The organism is Pontiella sp. (assembly GCF_041622395.1).
GTDB lineage: Bacteria > Verrucomicrobiota > Kiritimatiellia > Kiritimatiellales > Pontiellaceae > Pontiella.
Genome location: NZ_JBFJYW010000010.1, coordinates 1 through 24,892 on the forward strand (window position 1 = coordinate 1; position 24,892 = coordinate 24,892).

Here is a 24,892-nt window from a genome sequence, read left to right on the forward strand (position 1 = left end):
CGTACATCACGCAGACCCGGTCGCAGAAGCCGGCGGCGACGCCGAGATCATGGGTGATGAGGATGATGGCGGTGCCGTGGTCGAGGCGTATTCGCTGCATCAGTTCGAGAATCTGCGCCTGGATGGTCACGTCGAGCGCGGTGGTCGGCTCGTCGGCGATCAGGATGTCGGGCTCGCAGGCGAGGGCGATGGCAATCATCACGCGCTGGCGCATGCCGCCGGAGAGCTGGTGCGGATATTCGTGGATGCGCTGGTCCGGCGCCGGGATGCCGACATCGGTCAACAGCTCGATCGAGCGCTTGAACATGGCGGCGCCGGACATTTCCGGGAAGTGGACCTTGAGGGTTTCCATGAGCTGGTAGCCGACGGTATAGACCGGGTTGAGCGACGTGAGCGGGTCCTGGAAGATCATCGCGATTTTGCGGCCGCGGATCTTGAGCAGGTTTTCGACGGGTTGCTTGAGGATGTCGAAGCGGTCGGAGCCGTTGTCGAAGAGGATTTCGCCTTCGGGGGAGTTGCCGGCAGGTTTGGGCAGCAGGCGCATGATGGAGAGCGAGGTGACGCTCTTTCCGCAGCCGGATTCGCCGACGAGCCCGAGGGTCTGGCCCTTTTCGAGGGCGAAGGAGACGCCGTCGAGCGCACGGGCCGTGCCGCGGTCGGTCTCGAAGGTCGTGACTAGGTTTTTAACGGTAAGAATTGCCATGGTGCACCTGTTTTATTTCGCGGATTCGGGGCGGTATTTGTCGTAGACCCGGAAGGATCGGGGGAAGGTCTTTCCGGTTTTCATCGCCTTGAGCGTCTCTTGCTTCATCTCTTCGTCGATCCAGTGGAGCCCGTAGTCGAAGACCGTTTCGCTGGTGGGTTGCTCGGCGGCATCGGGGATGCGGATCCAGCGCCAGGTTGCGTAGCGGCTGAAGGGAATGTAGTAGGTCGGGATGGCGCAGCAGGCGTCGTATATCTTCGCCTGGATCTGCTGGGCGAGCTTCTGGCGTTCGCTGCGGTTGTTGCTGTTGCGGTAGGTTTCCAGCAGGCGGTCGACCTCGGGGTCGGCGAAGTTGCAGAAGTTGTTGTTGTTGGGGACGCCCGCGTCCTTGCTGTGGAAGAGGCCGAAGTAGGTGGGGCCGCGCAGGTTGCTCCACGCGCTCCAGCCGTGCCAAACCATTTCGTGCTTCTTGTCCTGAACGAATTTGAAGACGGTGTTGGCATCGTAGGTGTCGGGCTTGAATTCGATCCCGGCCTTGGCGGCCTCCTCCGTGAGGATCATGATGTATTCTTTCTCCGTGGGGTAAAAGTAGAGCAGTTTGACGGAGAGGCGTTTCCCGTTCTTGACGCGGATGCCGTCGGCCCCGATCTGGGTCCAGCCGGCCTTGGCCAGATAGCCGGTCGCCTTTTCCAGGTCGTATTCGCGCGCCTTGAGGTCGGGGTTGGCGAATCCGCGATACCCGGTGGTGATGGTGTCGGCCTGCGAGGCGTCGCCGAGCATGGCTAGGTCGATCATCTTCTGGATGTTGAGCGCGTGGGCAATGCCGAGGCGGACGTTTTTGTCCTTCAGGATTTCGGTTTCCAGATTCATGGAGATCAGGCGCGAGGGGCGCGGGATGTCGTTCCAGAACCAGGATTTCTGGATATAGCCCTTTTCGTATTGCGAGATGTCGGACGCCTTTTTGTGCCAGTATTCCGCAGTGGTCAGGTTGAAGGCATCGATGTCGCCCTGCTTGAAATATTCGAAGGCGATTTCCACCTTGGAGATCAGCCGGTAGCGCAGGTATTCGGGGTTGTAGCGATATTTGTAGAACGGATGGTTGTCGGCCCACCAGTTGGCGTTGCGTTTGAACAGCACCCATTTGCCGTGCATGTATTTTTCAATCTGGTAGGGGCCGGTGTTGGGCTTGGCCCGCCAGTTGAAGGTCTTGTTCCAGCCGTCCTCGACATCGTCGACGGCGATGGAATAGGGCTTCTTGGCCTGTTCCGGCGTTGGCTCGAGCGAGTTGAGTTGCGCGGTTTGGCGGGCAAAGCCGGCGGTGATCGCTTTAATCTGTTCGATCTCCGCCGCGGTGGGGGTGCGGCCGTCGGCCAGGGCGTCGAACAGCGTGGCGGCCTCCGTCCGTGCGGCCACGACTTCCCGAAGCAGCGCGTGCGGATCGACGGCGCCCTCGGCCGCCGGAGCGGGGGCAACGGGAGCATCGAGCCGGTTTTTCAGGCTGACCACGAAGGCTTCGAGGGCTTCGACGTGTTCCTGGATCTGGTAGTATTTCAGCTCGTCGGGGATCGGCAACCGGTTGTTCTTGAGCGTGTAGTAGGCGGATTTTCCGCGGAAATCGTTCTCTTTTTTCCGGAAGTTGCCGAAGAAGTGGTAGGGCGTCGGGGCCAGGGCGGCGGAGTAGAGCAGGTTGGGCTGGCGGCGCGGAAACCGAACGGCAATGGTGTAGTCGTCGAACTTGAGGACATCCTCCATCTGGTCGGTGGCATAGGTGTTGGTCCAGGGGTCGACGATCCCCGGCGAACGGAAGAGCTTCAGCATGCAGACATAGTCGTCGGCGGTAACCGGAATCCCGTCGGACCAGCGCGCATCGGGATCGAGGCGAAAGTAGACGGTTCGCTTATCCGGACCAAAGGCCCACTCCTTCGCCAGCGAGGGGAAAAACGCTTCGGTGGTCGGATGCACGTCGACCAGGGTCATGTCGTTCGCGTCGAGGTATTGGCGGAAGCTGGTGTTGGCGTTCATACCGCGCTGCCGCAAGGTTTGGGGGAAGGTGGAGATGAACGAGGTCCAGGTTCCGCCCTTTTTCGCGGCGGGGTCGGCAAACGGTTTTTGGTCGGCGCCATCTTGCCACACCAGCCCGTCGGGCAGGGTTTCGTCGGTGACGGGGAAGCGCTCGAGGGGGTCCGGGTGCCCGTGGAAGGTGCGGGTGAACTTTTCCTCGATCGAGCAGGGGGTGTATTCGTACGCGCATTCCTCCACGATCAGGAAGCCCGCCTTGCTGGCGGTGATGGAGACGATCGTGACGATGATCAGCACGAACAGGAAGCCGAGATAGGTTAGCCATTTGGTCATTGTGAAAAAGTCTCCGGATTACTCGTATTGCGTGAATTTTTTCGGGTCGAACGCTTCGCGGACCGCTTCGCCGACGAGGTTGACCAGGAAGAGGATCAGCACCATCGCGCCCACCACCGAGGAGACGATCCACGGCGAGTCCATGTTTTCGGTGCCCATTTTCATCAGTTCGCCCCAGCTCGGCGTGCCCGGCGGGAGGCCGAAACCGAGGAAGTCGAGCGACGTCAGGCCGATGATCGACCCGGAAATCGAGAAGGGGATGAAGGTGACCAGCAGCGAAATGGTGCTCGGGATGATGTGGACAAAGATGATGCGCGCGTTCGAGGCGCCGAGCGAGCGGGCGGCCATGATGTAGTCGCGCGCCTTTTCGCGGTAGGTTGCCGTGCGCATCTGCCAGGTGGCGCCCATCCAGCCGAACAGCACCATCAGCCCCAGCAACAGCCCGAAGCTGCGGCCATAGATCGTGCTGGCGATCATGATGATATAGATGAACGGCACCCGGGAAAGAATCTCGATCAGGCGCTGGCCGAGCAGGTCGATCCATTTGCCGAAGTAGCCCATCGAGCAGCCGACGGTTACCCCGATGCCATAGTTGAACAGCATCAGGATCAGCGAGAAGATGATGGCGATCCGGTAGCCGAACACCAGGCGCGCGAGAATGTCGCGGCCAATCTTGTCGGTGCCGAGGAAGTGGCGAGTCGCGGCGTTGGGCGGCAGCGGATGGAACGCGCGCTTGAACAGCTGGAACGATTCCTTGTCCCGCATGTAGGTCAATTCCTGCAGGCGCATGTCCAGCTCCGCCGGGTCCGCAATCTCGCTCTTGGCGGCCGCGATCGAGGCCGCCAGACGACTGTCGAGCTCCTGTTCCATGTTTCGCAGGGCGGTCATCTCGATCGGGTCGGATTCCCCCGCGCTGTAGGGCACCAGCGGCATCAGGACCCAGTTGCCGGAATCGGCGTCCTTCCACTTTTGCTGCAGTTCGCGGTATTTGGCCTCGTAGGTATAGTCCTCGCCGAAATCGCTGCCTTTGTACTGCTTGCTGATGCCGGGAATGCTGCGCAGGACCGGGAAGTAGAGTTTGCCCTCATACTTGACCATCAGCGCCTTGCTGTTGATGAACAGCTCGCCCGCAAACGAGAGCAGGGTCAGCGCGATGAGGAGCCAGAAACTATAGTAGCCGCGCTTGATCGACTTGAAGCGGTTCATCCGCATTCGGGTGATCGGGCTGAGTTTGATTCGTTTCATATTACGTTGTTCCGTTTAACGCAAAGGCGCGAAGTGCGCAGAGTTTCGCAACGCTTTGCGCTCCTTGGGGTTCTCAGCGTCTTTGCGTTTAGGTGTTTGCTTAAGTTGAGGGGAATTAGCGTTCATTCGTGTCGATTCGCGGTTGTTATAAATGCCCATTAGCCGAATTTGACGCGCGGATCGACCGCCGCCACGCAGAGGTCCGAAATAATGTTGCCGAGCAGCTGCAAGGTGGCGCTGATGGCCAGCACGCCCATCACGACCGGGTAGTCCTTGTTCAGCGCCGACATGAAGCCCAGCATGCCGATTCCGTCGATGTTGAAGATGGACTCGATCAGGAACGAGCCGCCCACCAGCAGGCTGATCTGGTTGCCGAAGGTGGTGGCGATCGGGATCAGGCTGTTGTCGAGCGCGTGCTTGAAGATCGCCCGCTTGTAGGGAACGCCTTTCGCCAGCGCCGTCCGCACATAGTCGGCCGACATTTGCTCCATGACCTGGTTTTTCATCAGCATCGTCATGAAGGCAAAGCTGCCGATCAGGTAGCAGCACATCGGCAGGATCGCGTGTTGGATCAAATCGGCCACCCGCGCTCCGAAGCTCAACTCCGCAAAGTTTTCGCTCACGAAGCCGCCGAGCGGCAGCAGCTGCCAGTTGGAGGCCACGAACACGATCAGCAGGGCGCCGAGCGCGTAGCCCGGAATCGCGTAGCCGAAATAGACCGCCAACGAGCTGGCATTGTCGAAGAATCCGCGGTGTTTGATGGCCTTGGTCAGGCCCAGCGGAATACAGATGCCGTAGATCATGAACATCGAGATCAAACCGAAGAAAATCGAAATGGGCATCTTGCTGATCACCAGTTTCATGACGTCCACGCCATAGACGTTGGATTGGCCGAAATCAAGCCTGGCCATATCGGAAACCCAGCGGCCGTAGTCGGCCATGATGTTGTCGGAAATCCCGTACTCCTTCATCACGGCCGCCATTTCCTCCGGCGATAAGGCGTCGTCGCCGTTGGACGGTCCGGCGCCGGCGCCCATGCCGCCCCCCGCGCCGCCTTGCTGCTGCATCGCCTGCATCTTGGCCATCCGGGCCTGTTCGATCGGGCCGCCCGGCGCCGAACGCATGGTGAAGAACACCACGAACGTGATTCCTAGAAACGTCGGAATCATCAACAGGAGTCTTCGTATGAAATAAGCTGTCATCTGTTTTTTCCCTGCAACCCCATCGGGCTTGGTTTCTTTCGGGTTCCGCGCCAGGCACGATCCGAACTCAACGATATGGCCTGCGACATAAAGTGCGTAAATATAGCAGAGAGATTCCGCGAATGAACATCTATTGGCAGGAAATTACATATTTCGAGTCAAACGGAGCGGGATATGCCATTCCTGCGGGGGTGAAACGCAAGTCGGTGGCGGGCGGCGGCGCCGCCGCCGGCGCGCCGCGATCGGTTTTTGCTACACATACATGCCTGAATTCTACAAGACGTATCGGTTTCGGCGTGTCTAGCTCTGTACGGGTAGGACGGATCAGGTGTCCGGTTTTTTCGGGGGCGGCGTCCTTTAACCGACATGCCCTTCCAAGCCAAACCGACCGGCTCGCCCACGGTTCCGCACGGCAAGGAATCTTGGGCATCGTACGAAAGCGCACGGAGGACAAGACGCAGTGAACTACGGGGATAAACGAAAATTCTTGATGGTGCTTTTGGCCGGTTTCGCGACCATAGCGTGGGGGGCGGGATCGCGTACTGGAAAAATGAATGTACTCTTCATTGCGGCGGACGATCTCAATTGCGATATCAACACCTACGGCGTCTCGCAGGTGAAAACCCCGAACCTCGACCGGTTGGCCAAGTTGGGCATGCGGTTCGACAAGGCCTATTGCCAGCAACCGCTCTGCGGCCCCAGCCGGGCGAGCATCATGACCGGCTTGCGCCCCAATACCATCGGTTGCCACACCCTGAAAGAGACCATTCGCGACCAGCTGCCGGACGTGGTGACCCTGGGGGAATTCTTCAAGCAAAAGGGATATTACGCGGGCCGCGTCGGAAAAATCTATCACGCGGGCAATCCGGGGGATATCGGCACGGATGGACATGACGACGAGCGGACCTGGACCGAGCGTTTCAATCCCGCGGGCATGGATAAAATCCATGAGGAAAAAATCATTCGCTATCCCGGCGGAACCACCGGCCAGCGAGACCGGCTGGGGATCTCCATGGCGTGGTGGGCGCCGGTCAGCGAGGACGAGGAGCATACCGATGGCATGGTGGCGGCCAAAGCCGTTGAGTTGATCGAAGCGCACAAGGACGGACCGTTCTTTATCGCCGCCGGATTCTTCGACCCGCATTGCCCCTATGTCGCGCCCAAGAAATATTTCGATTTGTACGACATCAACGAGATCGCCCTGCCGGATCTGGACGCGGCGAAAAAGGACTTGGAAGATGTCCCGCCCATGGCCTATCTGCGGGATCGGAGCGGCTGGCCGTACCGGAAAGACGTGACCGTGGAAGAAGCCCGGCAGTGCAAGCTCGCCTACTACGCCTCCGTCTCGTTCGTGGACGCCCAGGTCGGAAAGCTGCTCGATGCGCTCGAAGCGAACGATCTGATGAAAAACACCCTCGTCGTTTTCTGGTCGGACCACGGTTATTTCCTCGGCGAAAAGGGCCTTTGGTACAAGCGCAAGGCGTTCGAGCGCTCGGCCAAGGCGCCCTTGATCATCGTCCCGCCCGAGGGGGTGGGGGGAGCGAGCTGCGCCCGCCCCGTTGAACTGCTCGATTTGTATCCCACGATCGTGGATTACGCGGGCTTCGAAATCCCGGCCGTGTTGGAGGGCGTCAGTCTGCGTCCGCTCTTGACCAACCCGTCGGCCGAATGGGATCGTCCCGCCATCACGCAGGTTTTCCACTCCGCAAATGCGCAGGGCTATTCCCTGCGCAACGACCGCTGGCGCTATACGGAATGGAACCGCGGCGAGGCCGGCATTGAACTCTACGACCATGAAAACGATCCCGACGAAACCACCAATCTCGCAAAGCATCCGGAGTACGCCGATTTGATGCGAACCTTAAGCGGACAGCTGCGCACCTATAGCGATACCTACCACCAGAACAAGAGGCCTTGAAAATGACAACGATTCAACCGGAAAGTCCGACCGCAAAGACGCAACGGCGCAAAGGATTCAAATCGGGAACGCTTCGCGTCCTTGCGTCTTCGCGATCCTGCATCTTCGTCGCACTGATTTTGAGTGGGGGCGCGTGGGCGGCAAACCCCGAGCTGGATGCGGTGGATTGGCCGGCGTTCATGGCCGAGCAGGACCTGCACTGGAAAAAGCTTCCCGCCAAATGGTTCGAAGCCCCGTTCCTCGGCAATGGCGAGCAGGGTACCTTGATGTATAAGCTCGACGACCGCACCATCCGCTGGGATGTCGGCTGCTCGGCGGCGCACGACCACCGCCCGATGGACGAGGACGATCCCAAGGAAAAAAATGCGATGGTGCTCAACCGCGGTCGCCACTTTATCGGCCATCTGCGCCTTGAGTTGCCGGAAGACGTGACCGGCTGCGAGGCGCGCCTTTCGCTCTGGGATGCCGAAGCAACGGGAACGTTCTCCACCAAAAACGGCTCGGTCGAATGGTCGACGCTGGTGCACGCCGCCGAACCCGTGATGCGTTTTGAACTCGCCGCCGCCGGGAGCCTTCGGGACGCGAAGCTGGTGTATGTCGCCGAGGAGGCGCGCAGCCCCCGGGCCGTGCGCGCCCTGACGCTCAAAAAACCCAGCGACGAGCGTCGCGTGCCCGCCAATCCGTCGCCCGTGACCGCCACGCTCGGCGACGGCGTGCAAACCGCCGTGCACAACCTGCACGCCGGCGGGCAGACCGCCGTGGCATGGTTCGAGCAAAAGACGGGTACGAAAACCCGCCTTTGGTTGAGCGTGAAGCACAGCTTCCCGGACCACGGCGCGGTGGATCAAGCCGTTGCGGCGGTGCGCGCCGCGGCGAAGGCCGACCAAACCGCGTGGGTGCAGGCCCACCGCGACTGGTGGCACGCCTACTATCCGCAAAGCTTCGTCTCCGTCGGCGACCGCTATTGGGAGTCTTTCTATTGGATCCAGCAATACAAGCTGGCCTGCGCCACGCGCGATAAGGGCTGGATGATCGACAACCAGGGGCCGTGGCTCCAGCCCACCGCCTGGGCCGCGCTATGGTGGAACCTGAATGTCCAGTTGTCGCATAGCGGCGGGTTTGTCGCCAACCGCCGCGGCGCGGTGTCGGCAATGAGCCATCGGCTCGACATCAATCGCGACAGCCTCGCGCTGAACGTGGCCGAACCCTACCGCGCCGATTCCTACGCCATCGGACGCAGTACCTCGGGCTGGGACCTCTTGGGAATGGCGGGCGAGCCCGGCGGCCGCGATGCGATGGATCCCAACATGGGCCGCGAAACCGGCAACCTGCTTTGGGGACTGCACAACGTCGATTTGGAATACCGCTATTGGCAGGATACCGAGCTGCGCGACCATGTGCTCTATCCGCTGTTGACGCGCGCCGTGAACTATTACCGCCACTTCCTGAAGGAAAACAAAGACGGCCAGCTCACCCTGCCGGAAACCTACAGCCCCGAATACCGCCGGGCGGCCGACTGCACCTACGACATCGACCTCCTGGGCTGGGGCGTCGGCCGCTTGCTCGAGCTCGCTTCCGAGAAAGGACTTTCCGAAAACGACGAACCGCTGATTCCCGTTTGGAAAGAGATCCAGGCCAAGCTGGTGCCCGCGCACATCGACGAAACGAGCGGACGCATGATCGGGCGCAACGTCAAGCTGACCGGGCGGCACCGCCACTGGTCGCACCTGATGGCGATCTATCCGCTGCGCACCCTCTCGCCGGAAACGCCCGCCGACCGCGAGCTGATCGACCGCAGCCTGACCCATTGGCATAGTTTTGGGCGGGCCATGGGCTATTCCTTCACGGGCGGGTCGTGCATGGCTGCGCTGCTCGGCGATGGCGATCGGGCGCTGGGCTTCCTCAATGGCCTCAAGTCCTTTCTGACGCCGAATACCTGCTATTACGAAATCGACCATCTTCCCGTGATGGAGACGCCGCTGCACGGCGCTACCGCCATGCAGGAGATGCTGTTGCAGAGCTGGGGCGGCAAGCTGCGCATCTTCCCTGCGGTGCCGGGCGAGTGGCCCGACGCCCAGTTCCACCAACTGCGCGGCGAGGGGGCCTATCTCGTCAGCGCCCGCCGGGAAAAGGGAACGGCGCAGTGGGTTTTGATCCAGTCCGAAGCCGGCGGAGTTGTGCACGTCGATCCGGCCATGGCCGATGCCCAATGGGCCGCCACCGCCGGCGTCAAGGTGAAGGCGGTTGGCAAGGGCCTTTACGCCATCGAGACGCCGCCCGGCGCCTCGGTCCTGTTTTGGCCCCAAGGCCGCGCCCGCCCCGCGCTGTCCGTCACGCCCGTCGCCCCGCAGGGCCAGGAACATTCCTTCGGGTTGTAGGCGCGGGCGGTTTGTGGTTTAGCTATGCACCTAGACCGCGTTGGGAGGATTATGGCAAAGGCAGGTTTTGTTCTGGTGGGCCGGATGTTTTTGGGGCTCCGGTATTCGATCGATCTCCGGGCGGCAACGCGATGCTGGGTCGCGGGCCTTTGTGCCGTGGCGCTGGGCGCCGGGGCGGATGGCACGAACTGGATGGGCTCGGTTGATGGCGCGGTTGCGCTTTCGCTGCTGTCGATTCCGGGGACGCACAATTCCGCCGCGCTGCATGAACCGTTTCCCGGAACGGCGAAATGCCAGTTGCTCTCGCTTTCCGCGCAGCTGGATGCCGGCGTGCGTTTTCTGGATATGCGTTGCCGGCACATGAACGACGCGTTTGCGCTCTACCACGGAAGCGTGGACCAGCATCAACGCTTCGACGAGGCCCTCTCGACCGTGTACGCCTTCCTGGAGAACAATCCGACGGAGTGCGTCGTTATGGGCGTGACGGGGGTGCGCGGGGGCTCGAACACCACCCGAACCTTCGAGGAGACCTTCGATGCCTATGTTGCGAAAAATCCCGACAAATGGCGGCTTTCCGCAACGATTCCAACGCTCGGCGAGGCGCGCGGAAAGATCGTGCTGTTGCGGCGCTTTTGCGCCACCGCGCTTCCCAAGGGGCTGGCGGCGACCGGCTGGCGGAATAACACCACGTTCAGCACCGGGCGGCTTCGCGTCCAGGACTGTTATCGGGTGAGCGACAACGATGCCAAGTGGGGCCGTGTCGCCAACCTGTTCGAAGAGTCGTCCAAAGCCGGTCCCGACACGCTCTTCATCAATTATACCAGCGGAACGCGGAGTGGGTGGTTTGGCATTCCGAGTGTTACCGCCGTGTCGGACGAGATCAATCGGCGGCTGGAAACCGGTCTGCCTGCGGATTTCCCGGGGTGGCATGGCGTGGTGGTGATGGATTTTGCCAATGCAACCCGGACGGCTCTCGTTTACGAAAACAACGCGCGGTCTGCCCGCCCGCATCCCCAGGCGCCGCCGACCCTCGATCCGCTATGACTTGAAATCGGAACTGAGCACCGAGGCCACCAATCCGCAGAGCTCCTGGATTCGGAAGGGTTTGTGGATCGTTCCGGCCAGGCCCTTTTGTTGGAGGTCGTGCAGCTCCTCTTGCACGGCATAGCCGGAAGCGATGACAACCTTGGCGCGAGGATCGATTCGGCGGATCGCGAAGAAGCAGTCGCGCCCGTTCATTTCCGGCATGACCATGTCCAGGATGACGAGGTCGATTCGGCCGGCTTTGTTTTGGTAAAGCTCGAGCGCTTCGGCCCCGTTTTCGGCCAGCAACACTTCGTATCCCATGTTTTCGAGAATTGCCTGGCTGGTCTTTCGCATCACTTCCTCGTCGTCGGCAATCAGGATGGTGCCCGTGCCGCAGAACGGGGCATGGCCCTCGGCATCCGGTTCCTGCGGGCGCCGGTCCGTGAGCGGCAGGAGGATGCGGAAGCGGGTTCCCGCCTCCGGTTCGCTATCGACGGCAATCGCGCCGTTGTGTTGCTGTACGGTTCCCAGCACCACCGACAGCCCCATGCCCGTGCCCTTGCCGATTTCCTTCGTCGTGAAGAAGGGTTCGAAGATCCTCGGAAGCACCGACTCGGGGATGCCGATTCCCGTGTCGGCGATTTCGATCTCGATGAAGGGGCCGGGCTGGATCGCGAATGCCGAGGCCTCGCATTGGGCGCGGTCGAGTTCCACCGTTTTCCACGACAGGTCCAAATCGCCCCCCGCCGGCATGGCATGGGACGCATTGATGAACAGGTTCAGAAACGCGTTTTGAAGCTGGGATAAATCGCCCATGACGTAGAGATCCTCCTCCGGAAGATCGGCGTGAACCCGCACCCGTTTGTCGGCGGTGGCCGCAAAGAGGGCCAACGCGTCTTGGATTGGCCGGCGGATCTCGGTCGGCGTGGTGGCCAGCGGATGCCGGCGGGCGAAGGCCAACAGCTTCGAGATGAGCGCCGCCGCGCGCCCGGCCGAATCCAATACCATTTTGAGCAAGTCGGAGGGGTCCTTTTGTTGGTCGAGTTCGATCTGGGCCATCTCGGTCGCCGAGATGATGCCGCCGAGCATGTTGTTGAAATCGTGTGCAATGCCGCCCGCCAGCTGTCCGATGGCATCCATCTTTTGGTTGTTGCGTAGCTTTTCCTGCAAGGCCAGCTCGTCCGTGACGTCCCGAAAAACCAGCACGACCCCAATCATGTTGCCTTGGCCATCGCGGATGGGTGCGCCGGATCCGGCAATCCGGTATTCCCGCCCGTCGCGCGCGACGAATACGGCGTTCTTCGCGTAGACGATGGAGTCGGGGGCCGACGCCACCTGCTTGACGGGACTTTCCATGGGGGCGCGGGTTTCGGCATCGAGCAGGTTGAGGATTTGCGTGATGGGTTGGTTCCGCGCCTCGGCGTTCGGCCAGCCGGTCAACTTTTCCGCGATGGGATTGAGGTGGCGCACGTTGCCGTCCATGTCGGTCGCGATCACGGCTTCGGCGATGGAGCCCAGCGTGACGCGCAGGTTTTCCTCGCGCTCGCGCAGGGTTCGCCGTTGGGTGCGCAGTTCCGATTCCACCCGGCGCCGTTTCCGGATGTTTAAAAACAGGAACGCGATCAGCGTCAACATACCGGCAATCACGGCGACGGTGGTCCACACCAGCCCGCAGTAGGTTTCGTAGAAGGAGAAGGGGCAGTTGACGATCACGGCGTTTGCGGGATGCGGATGGTGGGCGGCGCCGAGCCGTTCCAACTCCCGATAGTTCAGAATGGCAACGTTCGGGCTTTCGGTGACGACGGGGAGATCGGAGGCGTTTGTGCCGGCCAGGATCTGCGCCGCCATTTGCGCGCTCAGCCGGCCTTGGGCCTCGCCATCCACCATCACGCCGCCCATGATGTAGCGGGAGTGGTCGTGCAGATAGGCCGACCACAAGTTGTAGACGGGGGCCTCCGTTTGCTCGCGGATAAAGGCGTAGGCCTCGCCGGACGAAAGGATTTTCTGGTCGCGGGTGCGGTGCAGCGCCAGATTGACGATGATGTCGGATTTCGCGACCTGCCGCAGTTCCCTCCGGAATTCTTCGAGCGTGAGATCGTGCAGGGGAATGATTTCCACGCGGTCTTCCAGCGGCCGGCAACTTTCCATGAATCGTTGGATGTGGATGCCGGACATCATGGCGGAACAGGCCACCGCGTAAACGCGGCGGGCCTTCGGCTGGATCTGCAAGGCCAGTTCGACGGTTTCGCGGTAGGACGGGGTTTCGACCACGCCCGTGATGTTGGAGGCCCCTGCGAGCATCTCGGGGGTGAAGTCGTTGATCCCGCAGAAGACGATGGGGATATCCGGGAAAAGGGCGTCGCGATGCTCAAGCAGGAATGCGAGCGCGTTGTTGTCGGAGCAGAGGACCAGATCCGGGGGCGCTTGGCCGTATTTGATCGCGCATTGGTTGGAAAAGGCCGCCGCGATGGTGGAGAGCTCGTAGTTCTTGCTGTCCATGTATTCGATGGATAGCCGGGCGCGACCCGTTTGCTTGAAAAAATCCACGACGCCCGCGGTGACGCTGTCCGTCCACTCGAATCCCTGGTGGTAGGAGTTGATCAGCAGCACGCTCGGATTTTCCGGCGCGGGGTAGGCGCACGGGGCCACGGCAAATAGCCAGAGCAACGCGGCCGTTAGGCCGGCGATCCCGGACCTCAACTTCGTTTTCTTGTGCCACGTGTGTTCCAGTCCCATACGGCTCCTTTAGCGCGGACACTGTAGTGCCTTCGCCGGAGAGTGACAAATCAAACTCGCATAAATTCTTTGTTTTGCGTTCGGTTGTTCGCGGGAATCGTACACAGGTATGCCCGAGTTCTACAAGACGCGGCCCGTGGACAGGAATAGGGTTATTGTGCAAATTGGTGCCGCTGAAGGTCCCGGGTGCGTTCTTGGCTTTTGGAGGGAGAGACGACATGTATTCGAAATGGGTGGCATTTTTGTGCTTGGCGGTTGGTTTGTCCTCGGTTCACGCCGCGACGGTGCTGACGACTTCGACCGATGAGCCGACGGACGCCATTGTTTCAAATCCGAGTGGAACCAGCTATACCCGCTCCTTCCATGATGGCAATAGTGGAAAGACGACCCGCGGCAACTCCTTCCTGCTGCCCGACACGGGCGACGAATATCCGGGCTTTCAGGTTACCGGGGTGACGCTGCGCAAGAATACGCTCCAGAGTTTCGGCTCGGGCGATGCCCTCCAACTGTGGCTCTTCGCTTGGGATCCCGACACCGACGGCAACGATGAATCGAACTGGACGCAGTCCGGAACCACCGGGACGGATGATGGCGATCCAACCAGCGGAACCGGCATGACCTCCCTGTTGGCGACGAGCGTCGACCTGAATGGCCTTTCGTTCGCCGACGAGTCGTACCTGACCTTCGATTTCAGCGCCAGCCCGCTCTATCTTTCCGAGAACAAGGTGTTCGGATTCCTGATCGGTTATGCCGACGGGGCCGGCGATAGCTCCTATTTCGAATACGCGGAAGCGGGTTCGTCCTATCCCGACGGAATCGAGATCCGAACGGCGGGAATCCCCAGCGTCAATTCGGTCTACGCCCCACGGGATGTGGTCTTCTACATCAACGGCGGCGCCATCGATGCTTCCATCTACGCAACCGATGACGACGAGGACGGGCTTTCCGATGTGTGGGAGGTCATGAATTTCGGCAATCAGGACCCGGTCGGTACCGGCAACCCCGACGGGGACGGCCTCGATAACGAAGCCGAGCAGGCCAACGGCACCGATCCCAATTTGGCCGACTCCGATGCCGACGGGCTAAACGACGACGTCGAAGTGGCGGCCGGCACCGATCCGCTCGACGACGATACCGACGACGACGGACTGCTCGACAGCGTCGAAACGGGTACCGGAACGTATGTGGGCCCAAGCGACACCGGCACCAATCCGCGGCTGGCCGATAGCGATGCGGACGGGGTCGACGATGCGACGGAAATCCAGCTCGGATTCGATCCGTCCGACGTTTCGCATTTCCCCAACCTGACCGAAAAGCCGAACATCGTTTTCATTATGATCGACGACCTCGATATCCGCGAGATCGGCGTTTATGGGCAGGCGACGCTGCAGACGCCGCGGGTCGACGCGATGGCCAGCGAGGGACTGATGTTCACGGATTTCTACACCGCAAGCCCGGTCTGCCAGTCCTGCCGTTCCTGTCTGATGTCGGGCCAAGATGCGCGCCGCGCCCAGGATCGGCATAACTCGACCATGGCGCTGCAAACCGACCGCGTCACCCTGGCCGAACTGCTCCAGCAGGCGGGCTACACCACGGGCCTGGTCGGCAAGTGGGGGCTCGGCGGCTCCACCAGCGTCGGGGCGCCTTGGAAACAGGGCTTCGATTTTTTCTGCGGCTATCTCAGCCAGACGGCCGCCCACGACTTCTTTCCCAAGTACCTTTGGAAAAACGACCAGAAGATCTATTTCAACGAAGACCAGCTAGGCGAGGGAGACCGCCTATACATCGAGGGGGCCCAAAACTTCGACGAGCACACGCACTACTGGACCGATAATTTCGGCAACGTCTGCTCCCACGACGTTGTTGTTGCGGAGGGGCTGCAGTTTATCGAGGATAATGCCGACAAGCCCTTCTTTCTCTACTGTGCGTGGACACCGCCGCACGCTTACATGTATCCGGCGGCCACGCTGGACGCGCTGACCGATGACGACGGACTGCTCTACGACCCGCTCGACCTCGACCAAACCCTGATCAACGAGGTCTATCCCGGCATGCCCTTCGGCGAAGATGAAACTTCCGCAGGATGGCCGGATTTCAACGACCACTGCTATGCCTCCATGGTCTCCGCCGCCGATCGCGACACGGGACGCATCATGGATAAGCTCGTCGAACTCGGAATCGAAAACAACACGCTCGTGATCTTCTGCTCCGACAACGGCGAAGACGAACCCACCTTCCTCACCGCAGAACATCTAAAGCCGGGCTATTCCGACTTTAACGGCATGAAGCGCGACTGCTACGAAGGCGGCATCCGCGAGCCGTTTGTCGCGTGGTGGCCGGGAACTATCCAGACCGGAACCGCCACCGGCGTGGTGGGCACCTTCGCCGATATGCTGCCGACCTTCGCCGAGATGGCCGGCATCTCGACCCCGTCGCAGATCACCGGGCGCTCGATCCTGCCGGTGCTGCTCGGCGGCACCGAAGTCGATTTGCAACCGTGCGATTACCACTATTGGGATTTCACCGAGGGTACCCGCCGCTGGCGCGCGGTGCGACGGGGCGACTGGAAGATTGTCCGCGACCGGGCGACCGACGGCAGTGCGCCGACCTACGAGTTGTTCAACCTCGCCGCCGATCTCTACGAGACCACCGACCTCTCCGCGACGGAAACGGAGATCCTGGCGCGTCTCATCCCGTTGGTGGAGGGCACCCACGAAGTTCCCGTTTCAACCTACTTCAAGGCCGACGACGAGTTCTTTACAAAAAACAGCCTGACCGTCGCGGCCCATCTGTTCGGTGCGTACGATGCCGCCGGGGCAAACAACGGCTTTGAGCTGACGCCGTCCGGAACGGGGTCCGGCTTCAACTACCTGCCGTTCGAAACCGGATTGGTTCACGCCGCGCAGTTCGACTGGAAATTCAACTTCCCCTCCAGCTCCGCCGCTTCCTTCCTGCTGGGCGAAGCGAACGATGCGTCGCAGTGCCTGGCGGTGCGCATCGATGCCGGCAGCTCGCAGGTTGTCATCAGCTGTCCGGGACAGACCAGCCTCATGACCACCTTGCCGGCCGCGGATTTTGCGGGAAGCACGGCGGAATGCATGCTGGAACTCGATCCCGTCACCGGAGCGGGGCAACTGGTTGTCGGTTCGACGATTCTGCCATTTGATTTTGCGACCGATCTTGGTGCGTTGCAATTCTGGGGCTATGAAGTCGAAAGCGCCGCCGTCTACGCGTCCCGCCCGCGTTGGCGCATGATGCCGTCGACCGGCGGCGTCCAGCAACTGGTCGACGGCAAAGGAATCCTTGCCGCCGATTACACCGTACCGTCCGCGCACGGTGATGAAGAGGTCGTGCTGCAATACAGTACCGACCTGCAGGGCTGGACCGCCAACCCACCGGGCGTAATCGACCTCCGCAGTACGGGCTCGCAGGGGGAGCTCCAGGGAAGCTGGACCCTCCCGGCCGACAGCTTGTTGCCGCGCAATAACGATGCATTGTTTATTCGGGTTCAGGGTGCGGAGTAAGTAGGTATTCACTTTAAAGGTTTCGTCATATAAGGAGAGGTAACATGCAGTCTAAATGGTTTGTTCTTATTGGTTTGGTCGTTGGCGGTCTGCTTGGTTTTCCCGCGCAGAGTTCGGGCGGCGTAACGGTGGTTTCGGATGCGGCGCCGGCGAGCGATATTCTGTTTTCCGATCCCAACGGAGCAACCTGGACCGACCTTATTGATGAGGATGTCAGCACCAAGCATGGGCGCGGCCAGCTCTTTGCCCTGGCCGACGGGGCCGGGATTGGCTATCAAATCACGGCCGTGACGGTGTATAAAAATTCCAACCAAACCTTCGCCAACGATACGCTGACGCTGCGGTTCTTCGAGGGGACGGAAGAGCAGTTGATAACCGGCACGGGCCACTCCACGGCCACGGACGGCGACGATTATTTCGTGGGTACCACGGTGGTGCTGCTCCATACCGAAGCCTTTACGTTGGACGGCACCATTTCCGATGGCCAGTATGTGACCTTCGAGCTGGCCGAACCGCTCATCGTGGGCGAGGATTCCGATTTCGGATTCCTGATGACGTATGACCGATCCTCGACATCGAATCCGTCGAATTTCCGACACAACGAGGGCGGCAACGGTGGACGCCTCCAGATCACGGACACGGAACATATTGTCACTACGGCGCGGAACATCCATTACTATGTGCTCGGCGGCGTCGCCGACGATACGACCGATGCCGACGACGATGGGCTGATGGATGCCTGGGAAACCGTCCATTTCGGGAACCTCGATCAGGTCGGAACCGATAACTACGACGGGGACGGGCTCGATAACGAAGCCGAGGAAACCCTCGGAACCGATCCGAACGAAGCCGACTCCGATGCCGACGGGCTAAACGACGGGGCCGAAGTGGCCGCCGGAACCGATCCGCTCGACGACGATTCCGACGACGACGGACTGCTCGACGGCGCGGAAACGGGTACCGGAATCTATGTCGATTCCAATAATACGGGCACCGATCCACTGCTGGCCGATAGCGATGCGGACGGAATCAACGACGATATCGAACTGGAGCTCGGGTACGATCCGTCCGACGACACGCATACGCCCGACCTTTCCCAGAAGCCGAACATGATCTTTATCATGGTCGACGATCTCGACATCCGCGAGGTCGGCGTCTATGGGCAGGCGACGCTGAAGACGCCGCGGGTCGATGCCATGGCGGCAGAGGGCATGCTGTTTACCGATTTCTACACGGCGGCGCCGGTCTGCCAGCCTTCGCGCTCCTGCCTGATGACCGGCATGGATGCGCGCCGTTCGCAGGATAAGCACAATGCGGGGCCGGGCGATGGCTATCAATATCCGCTCGATCCCTCCCGCGTCACCGTTGCCGAGGTGCTCAAAGAGGCGGGTTATACCACGGGGCTGGTCGGTAAATGGGGCATCGGCGGACCCACCACCGGCGGCGCGCCGTGGAACCAAGGCTTCGACTTTTTCTGCGGCTACCTCGGGCAGGTGCAGGCCCACCGCTTCTTCCCGAAATATCTCTGGAAAAACAGCGAGAAGATCTACTTCAACCAAGCCCTGGCCGATTCCGAGGGCGGCACCCTCTACATCGAGGGCGCGAACAACCCCAACGGGATTACCAAGGACTGGACCGATTCCTTCGGCAACGTCTGCTCCCATGACGTGGTGGTTTCCGAGGGGTTGAAATTCATCGAAGACAACGCCGATAAGCCGTTCTTCCTCTACTGTGCGTGGACGCCGCCGCATGCCTACAACTATGCCGCCGCCACCGTGGATGCGCTCACGGATGAAGACGGGCTCGTCTACGATCCGCTCGATCTGGACCAGACCCTGATCAATTCCATGTATCCGGGCGCGCCTTTCGGCCTTACGAACGGCCTGCCCGACTTCCTGCCGCACACCTACGCCTCCATGGTCTCGGCCGTGGATCGCGACACGGGCCGCATCATGGACAAGCTCGTCGAGCTCGGAATCGACGACAAGACGCTGGTGATTTTCTGCTCCGACAACGGCGAGGCGGGTGACACCTTCCTGACGGCAGAGCATCTGAAACCGGGCTACTACGACCTCCGCGGCGCGAAGAAGGATACCTATGAAGGCGGCATCCGCGAGCCGTTCGTGGCCTGGTGGCCGGGAATGATCGAGGCTGGGTCGACCTCGTCCGTGGTCGGCACCTTCGCCGACATACTGCCGACCTTTGCGGAGATGGCGGGCATCTCGACCCCGCCGCAAATTACCGGGCGGTCGATTCTCCCGGCGCTGCTCGGCGGGGGCGAAGCGGAGCTGCAACCCACCGAATATCACTATTGGTATTTTACGGAGACCAGCAACGGGCTGGACCGCCGCTGGCGCGCGGTGCGGCAGGGCGACTGGAAGATTGTCCGCGACCGCGGCACCGATGTCAGCCCGCCGACCTACGAACTGTTCAACCTCGCCGAAGACCTTTACGAAACCAACGACCTTTCCGCGACGGAAACGGAGATTCTGGCGCGCATGATCCCGTTGGTCGAGGGCTCCCACGAAGTCACCATGTCGGCCTACTTCAAGGCGGACGACGAGTTTTACACCAAGACCGGTCTCACCGCGGCCTCCTACCTCTTCGGGTCATACGATTCCGCCGGGGCGAACAACGGCTATACGCTGACCCCGTCCGGAACCGGATCCGGCTTCAACTATCTGCCGTTCGAGACCGGGCTTTCCGACTCGGTGCGTTTTGATTGGAAACTGGGTTTCCCCTCCAGCTCGGCCGCCTCCTTCCTCGTCGGCAATGCCAATGACGTGTCGCAGTGTTTGGCCGTGCGCATCGATGCTTCCAGCTCGCAGGTCGCCGTCAGCTATCCGGGTCAAACCACCGTGAGCGCCACGCTGGCCGCGGAGGATTTTGCGGGTAGCCTGGCCGAGTGCGAACTGGTCGTCGATCCCGCCACCGGCGCGGGGCAGGTGGTGATCGGTTCCACGAGCGTCCCCTTCGATTTTTCCGCCGATCTGGGGCCCTTGCGCTACTGGGGCTATGAAGTGGAAAGCTCCGCCGTCCGCGCTTCCCGTCCCCGCTGGCGCGTGACCTCCCCGGAGGGCGGCGTCCAGCAGCTGGTCGACAACGGCGACGGCATTCTCACGGCCGACTACACCGTACCCGCCGCGCACGGCGATGAGGATATCACCACGCAATACAGCACGAACCTGGTCGACTGGGCCGATCATCCGCCGGGATTGATGGACCTTCGCTACACGGAATCGCAAGGCGTGCGCCGCGGCACGTGGACGCTGCCCGCCGACAGCCTGCTGCCGCGCAACAACAACAATCTCTACATCCGCATTAAAAGCGGGGAATAAGCTCGGCTTGCTTTTGCGCAAAGCCGGCGATCTGCCTGCGAAACAATGCGGACCGCCGCCCTTCCGGCGGCGGTGGAATGCTTTTCCTTCATGGATCAGTGGGCCTTTCGCAGAAATATACACACGCATGCACCTGTCCTACAAGACGGGGGCAAGGGGGTTGGATAGGTTGTTGCCCATGCGAGAGACTATATTGGTACCGTTTCTGCCCAAGCGTTTGACATACAGAGGAAAAATCGCATGCGATCGAAAGGGAATAGATCCCGTCCTCTGTGTCGTTGCGACCTCTGTGGTTGAAATATAAACGAACTAAATGTGTGAGGTTTGAATGAAAGCACTGGTTAAGAGCAAGGCGGAGCGCGGGTTGTGGCTGGAGGACGTTCCGGTCCCCTCCGTCGGAACCAACGATGTCCTGATCAAGATTCACAAGACATCCATCTGCGGAACGGATGTCCATATCTACAAATGGGACGAATGGTCGCAGAAAACCATTCCCGTGCCGCTGACGATCGGCCACGAATTCGTCGGCGAGATCGTGGAGCTGGGTTCCAATGTCCACGATTTCAAGATCGGCGATATCGTCAGCGGGGAGGGGCATCTGGTTTGCGGCAAATGCCGCAACTGCCTGGCGGGCCGCCGCCACCTGTGCCCGAAGACGAAGGGGGTTGGCGTCAACCGCCCCGGCGCTTATGCCGAGTTCCTTTCCATCCCGGTCACCAACGTTTGGCTCTGCGATCCGAAAATCCCCGAAGAGATCCTTTCGTGCTTCGACCCCTTCGGCAACGCGGCCCACACGGCGCTCTCGTTCGATGTGCTCGGCGAGGATGTCCTGATTACCGGCGCCGGGCCGATCGGCTGCATGGCCGCCGCGATCGCCAAGCACGCCGGCGCGCGCTACGTGGTTGTGACCGACGTCAATCCCTACCGCCTCGACCTCGCCAAAAAGATGGGCGCTTCCCGCGTCGTCAACGTGGCGGAAGAGAGCCTGGAGTCGGTGATGAAGGAGCTGGATTTCAAGGAAGGATTCGATGTCGGCCTGGAGATGTCGGGCAATCCGTCGGCCTTCCGCAGCATGCTCACGAGCATGTGCCACGGCGGCAAGATCGCGATGCTCGGCATCCTGCCCGAACACGTCGAGATCGATTGGAACACGGTGGTGTTCAACGGGCTGACGATCAAGGGCATCTATGGACGCGAAATGTATGAGACGTGGTACAAGATGACCAGCATGCTGCAGAGCGGGCTGGATATCTCGCCGATCATTACCGACCGCTTCCACTACACGGAATTTGAAAAAGGATTTGAACGCATGATTTCCGGCAACGCCGGCAAGGTCGTGCTCGACTGGTTGGGTTAGAGACCCCGGAACAGGGACTCGACAAAATAATTAGGGACAAAATAATTTTCCGTGCGAGCGGGAGCCATGAATCATTTTGTCCTAAATTATTTTGTCAGACATCCCGTAGTTACGATGAAAGGCATATGATATGAAACAGGAAAAAGGACTTCGGTTCATTCAAGAGGAACTGAAACAGATCGAAGAAGCAGGGCTGAAAAAAACGGAGCGGATTCTCCAAAGTGCGCAGGGCGCGGAAATCGCGGTGCCCGGCGGCGAGGTGTTGAACTTTTGCGCGAACAACTATCTGGGGCTCGCCAACCATCCCGAGGTGGTCGCCGCCGCGAAGGAGGGGCTCGACCGTTGGGGCTTCGGCCTCTCGTCGGTACGCTTCATCTGCGGGACGCAGGCGTTGCATAAACAGCTGGAGGCGCGCGTCTCCGACTTCCTCGGAACCGACGACACCATTCTCTATTCCTCCTGCTTCGACGCCAACGGCGGCTTGTTCGAAACGCTGCTCGGTCCCGAAGACGCCGTCATCAGCGATGCGCTCAACCACGCGTCGATCATCGACGGCGTGCGCCTCTGCAAGGCGCAGCGGAAAATATATCCGAACTCCGATATGGCCGAACTCGAGGAGCGCTTGAAGGAGACGCAGGATTGCCGCATCCGCCTGATCGCCACCGACGGCGTCTTTTCGATGGACGGCACCATCGCCGACCTCAAGTCGATCTGCGACCTGGCCGACAAGTACAATGCGCTGGTGATGGTCGACGACTCCCACAGCGTCGGCGTACTCGGCGCGAACGGGCGCGGGACGCATGAATATCGCGACGTGATGGGGCGGATCGATATCATCACGGGCACCTTCGGCAAGGCGCTGGGCGGGGCGAGCGGCGGCTATACGTCGGCCCGCCAGGTAGTGATCGACCTGCTGCGCCAGCGGTCGCGGCCCTACCTGTTTTCCAACACGCTCGCGCCGGCGGTTGCTTCGGCGACCCTCAAGGCGTTGGAGCTGGTTTCTTCCGATCGGTTGAGCAAGCTGGAAGCGAACACGACCTATTTCCGCAGCGGCATGCGCGCGGCGGGTTTCGACGTTCCGGACGGCGACCATCCGATCGTGCCGATCATGCTCGGCGACGCGCGGCTCGCCACGGCCATGGCCGACAAGCTGTTGGAGCGGGGCATCTATGTGATCGGCTTCTCGTTCCCGGTGGTGCCGAAGGGGCTCGCCCGTATCCGCGTCCAGATTTCCGCGGCGCACAGCACCGAAAACCTGGACCGCGCCATCGCGGCTTTCGCCGAGGTTCATGGCGAGCTGGCTGAAAAGAAGGAGGCTTGATGCCCCCCAAACGGTGGGTGAAAAATCCGGCGCAACGCGCGCTTCGGTTTTCACCCCCCGTTTTAACCGGCTCGGCTGCCTGTAAACTTATTTTGTCCTTTATTCTTTTACGAACGAACTCAACCAACAACCTCTGGAGTATCCCATGACAGATCCTCGCCTTCAAAAACTGGCAAACGTACTGGTGAACTATTCGGTCGGCGTTAAGCCCAACGACCGCGTCGCCATCAGCGGCAACATCATCACCGAACCGCTGCTGGTCGAAATCTATCGGGAAACGCTTAAAGCCGGCGGCTATCCGATCGTTCGGGTTGCGCCGGAAGCGCTGACCGAAATCCTGCTCAAGGAAGGGTCCGACGAACAGCTCTCCTACATGAGCCCGATCGCGCTGTATGAACTTGAAAACATCGACTGCCGCATTGCGCTGTGGGGGCAGCAGAACACGCGCGCGCTCTCCAATACCGATTCCGCGCGCCACAGCCTGCTGAGCGCCGCGCGCAAACCGTTTTCCGAAACCTTCTTCCGCCGCGCCGCCAGCGGCCAGTTGCGCTGGAACGGATCGATGTTCCCGACCAACTCGTCGGCGCAGGACGCCGGGATGTCGTTGACCGAATACGAGGACTTCGTCTTTTCCGCCGGACTGCTCGATCACGACGACCCCATCGCCTCCTGGCAGGCGCTCTCCAAGAAACAAGACGCGGCGGTCGATTATCTCAACGGCCATAAAAAGATCCATATCGAAGCGGCCAACGGAACCGACCTGAGCTTCAGCCTCGAGAACCGCCGCTGGATCAGCAGTTGCGGCAACGACAACTTCCCCGACGGCGAAATCTACACCTGCCCGGTGGAAGAGACCGTCGAGGGCACCATCTGCTTCAGCTTCCCGGCCATCCACATGGGCCACGAATGCAAGGGCGTGAAACTGCGCTTCGAAAAGGGCGTCGTCGTCGAAGCCACGGCGGAACAGGGCCAGGATTTCCTCAACAGCATGCTCGACCAGGATGCCGGCGCGCGCCGCGTCGGCGAATTCGCCATCGGCACCAACTACGCCATCAAGGATTTCACCCGCAATACGCTCTTCGACGAAAAGATCGGCGGCACGGTCCACCTCGCCGTCGGTGCCAGCCTCCGCAAGGCGGGCGGCGTCAACGATTCCGGCCTCCATTGGGATATGGTCTGCGACATGCGCCCCGGCGGCCGCATCCGGCTCGACGACAAAACCGTCTACGAAAACGGCAAGTTCACCGAAGTCGAAATCTAAACCCGGTCCCGCGCAACGGAAGGCTGAATCCCCAAGGCCCGAAGCTCGCCAAGCTTCGGGCCGTTTAAGTTTCCATGAGCTTTCGACCATCGCTGGTGCTCATGATGGCAGGGGGTCAGATGGTTCCGTATTCATCTGCCGACGATTTTTTTTTGATGTGTTCCGCAATGTCGCCTATGTTAGGTAAATGGGTGACTTTTACATGAAACAGACCGACGACATTCAGCGCATAAAATGGATCAAGGCTGCGACGAAGGGCGACCTCGATGCCTTCGGGGAACTGGTTAAGCAGCATGAGTCGATGCTGTTGTCTTTTGCGCTCTACCGACTGCCCGTGCGGGAAGAGGCGGTGGAGGCCGTTCAGGATTCGTTTGTCCGGGCTTATAAACAGCTGTCCGACTTTCGATTGGACGGCGACTTCGGAACATGGCTGCGCTCCATTTGCCGGTTCATGATTCTAACCCGCTCCAAAAACTATGTGCGCCGCAAAAAAAAGTCGGAGCACGTGAACGCCCAACTGATGGCTTTGGC

General features: G+C 60.7%; 14 protein-coding genes. 9 read left to right on the plus strand and 5 right to left on the minus strand.

The window, feature by feature from the left end; all coding sequences use genetic code 11:
* From ABYO54_RS01180 to ABYO54_RS01195, 4 genes are all read right to left on the minus strand, one after another.
* The coding region (locus tag ABYO54_RS01180) for an ABC transporter ATP-binding protein (protein ID WP_372806092.1) at positions 1–703 on the minus strand (703 nt) is incomplete at its 3' end.
* Positions 704–715: 12 nt separating this feature from the next.
* The gene (locus ABYO54_RS01185; RefSeq protein ID WP_372806094.1) at positions 716–3,055 is read right to left on the minus strand and encodes an ABC transporter substrate-binding protein; all 2,340 of its coding nucleotides are present in this window, start codon (positions 3,053–3,055) and stop codon (positions 716–718) included.
* A gap of 18 nt (positions 3,056–3,073) precedes the next feature.
* Positions 3,074–4,300 (minus strand): ABC transporter permease subunit, encoded by a 1,227-nt coding sequence (locus tag ABYO54_RS01190; protein ID WP_372806095.1) that lies wholly within the window; start codon positions 4,298–4,300, stop codon positions 3,074–3,076.
* A gap of 158 nt (positions 4,301–4,458) precedes the next feature.
* Positions 4,459–5,502 carry an ABC transporter permease subunit gene (locus ABYO54_RS01195; RefSeq protein ID WP_372806097.1) on the minus strand — a complete coding sequence of 348 codons (1,044 nt, stop codon included), beginning with the start codon at positions 5,500–5,502 and terminating at the stop codon, positions 4,459–4,461.
* A gap of 550 nt (positions 5,503–6,052) precedes the next feature.
* Between ABYO54_RS01195 and ABYO54_RS01200 the strand changes: the two genes are divergently transcribed.
* The 3 genes from ABYO54_RS01200 to ABYO54_RS01210 are packed head-to-tail and all read left to right on the plus strand — an operon-like array spanning position 6,053 to position 10,842.
* The gene (locus ABYO54_RS01200) at positions 6,053–7,420 is read left to right on the plus strand and encodes a sulfatase (RefSeq protein ID WP_372806099.1); all 1,368 of its coding nucleotides are present in this window, start codon (positions 6,053–6,055) and stop codon (positions 7,418–7,420) included.
* A 2-nt stretch (positions 7,421–7,422) separates the two neighbouring features.
* Positions 7,423–9,798 carry a glycosyl hydrolase family 95 catalytic domain-containing protein gene (locus ABYO54_RS01205; RefSeq protein WP_372806101.1) on the plus strand — a complete coding sequence of 792 codons (2,376 nt, stop codon included), beginning with the start codon at positions 7,423–7,425 and terminating at the stop codon, positions 9,796–9,798.
* A 51-nt stretch (positions 9,799–9,849) separates the two neighbouring features.
* Positions 9,850–10,842, plus strand: a complete 993-nt coding sequence (locus ABYO54_RS01210) for a phosphatidylinositol-specific phospholipase C (RefSeq protein WP_372806103.1) — start codon at positions 9,850–9,852, stop codon at positions 10,840–10,842.
* Here the strand turns inward: ABYO54_RS01210 and ABYO54_RS01215 are convergent.
* Positions 10,837–13,560, minus strand: coding sequence for an ABC transporter substrate binding protein (locus ABYO54_RS01215; protein WP_372806105.1), 2,724 nt, complete (start codon positions 13,558–13,560; stop codon positions 10,837–10,839). The two genes, ABYO54_RS01210 and ABYO54_RS01215, sit on opposite strands and share 6 nt — an antisense overlap.
* A 218-nt stretch (positions 13,561–13,778) precedes the next feature.
* Between ABYO54_RS01215 and ABYO54_RS01220 the strand changes: the two genes are divergently transcribed.
* The 6 genes from ABYO54_RS01220 to ABYO54_RS01245 all read left to right on the plus strand — a co-directional run.
* The gene (locus ABYO54_RS01220; RefSeq protein WP_372806107.1) at positions 13,779–17,084 is read left to right on the plus strand and encodes a sulfatase-like hydrolase/transferase; all 3,306 of its coding nucleotides are present in this window, start codon (positions 13,779–13,781) and stop codon (positions 17,082–17,084) included.
* Positions 17,085–17,128: 44 nt separating this feature from the next.
* Positions 17,129–20,422, plus strand: coding sequence for a sulfatase-like hydrolase/transferase (locus tag ABYO54_RS01225; protein WP_372806109.1), 3,294 nt, complete (start codon positions 17,129–17,131; stop codon positions 20,420–20,422).
* Positions 20,423–20,750: 328 nt separating this feature from the next.
* Complete coding sequence (gene tdh / locus ABYO54_RS01230; RefSeq protein ID WP_372806111.1) at positions 20,751–21,779, plus strand: L-threonine 3-dehydrogenase; 1,029 nt, start codon at positions 20,751–20,753, stop codon at positions 21,777–21,779.
* Between the two features lie 130 nt (positions 21,780–21,909).
* Positions 21,910–23,100, plus strand: a complete 1,191-nt coding sequence (locus tag ABYO54_RS01235; protein WP_372806113.1) for a glycine C-acetyltransferase — start codon at positions 21,910–21,912, stop codon at positions 23,098–23,100.
* A 145-nt stretch (positions 23,101–23,245) separates the two neighbouring features.
* On the plus strand, positions 23,246–24,361 hold the full coding sequence (locus ABYO54_RS01240) for an aminopeptidase (RefSeq protein ID WP_372806114.1): 1,116 nt from the start codon (positions 23,246–23,248) through the stop codon (positions 24,359–24,361).
* 202 nt (positions 24,362–24,563) lie between these two features.
* The coding region (locus ABYO54_RS01245; RefSeq protein WP_372806116.1) for an RNA polymerase sigma factor at positions 24,564–24,892 on the plus strand (329 nt) is incomplete at its 3' end.

What these genes read in the sequence shown, in the direction of transcription:
- tdh (WP_372806111.1), top strand. Translation starts at nt 20,751, where the DNA reads ATGAAAGCACTGGTTAAGAGCAAGGCGGAGCGCGGGTTGTGGCTGGAG.
- ABYO54_RS01185 (WP_372806094.1), bottom strand. Translation starts at nt 3,055, where the DNA reads ATGACCAAATGGCTAACCTATCTCGGCTTCCTGTTCGTGCTGATCATC.
- ABYO54_RS01240 (WP_372806114.1), top strand. Translation starts at nt 23,246, where the DNA reads ATGACAGATCCTCGCCTTCAAAAACTGGCAAACGTACTGGTGAACTAT.
- ABYO54_RS01200 (WP_372806099.1), top strand. Translation starts at nt 6,053, where the DNA reads ATGAATGTACTCTTCATTGCGGCGGACGATCTCAATTGCGATATCAAC.
- ABYO54_RS01210 (WP_372806103.1), top strand. Translation starts at nt 9,850, where the DNA reads ATGGCAAAGGCAGGTTTTGTTCTGGTGGGCCGGATGTTTTTGGGGCTC.
- ABYO54_RS01235 (WP_372806113.1), top strand. Translation starts at nt 21,910, where the DNA reads ATGAAACAGGAAAAAGGACTTCGGTTCATTCAAGAGGAACTGAAACAG.
- ABYO54_RS01220 (WP_372806107.1), top strand. Translation starts at nt 13,779, where the DNA reads ATGTATTCGAAATGGGTGGCATTTTTGTGCTTGGCGGTTGGTTTGTCC.
- ABYO54_RS01205 (WP_372806101.1), top strand. Translation starts at nt 7,423, where the DNA reads ATGACAACGATTCAACCGGAAAGTCCGACCGCAAAGACGCAACGGCGC.
- ABYO54_RS01190 (WP_372806095.1), bottom strand. Translation starts at nt 4,300, where the DNA reads ATGAAACGAATCAAACTCAGCCCGATCACCCGAATGCGGATGAACCGC.
- ABYO54_RS01225 (WP_372806109.1), top strand. Translation starts at nt 17,129, where the DNA reads ATGCAGTCTAAATGGTTTGTTCTTATTGGTTTGGTCGTTGGCGGTCTG.
- ABYO54_RS01195 (WP_372806097.1), bottom strand. Translation starts at nt 5,502, where the DNA reads ATGACAGCTTATTTCATACGAAGACTCCTGTTGATGATTCCGACGTTT.
- ABYO54_RS01215 (WP_372806105.1), bottom strand. Translation starts at nt 13,560, where the DNA reads ATGGGACTGGAACACACGTGGCACAAGAAAACGAAGTTGAGGTCCGGG.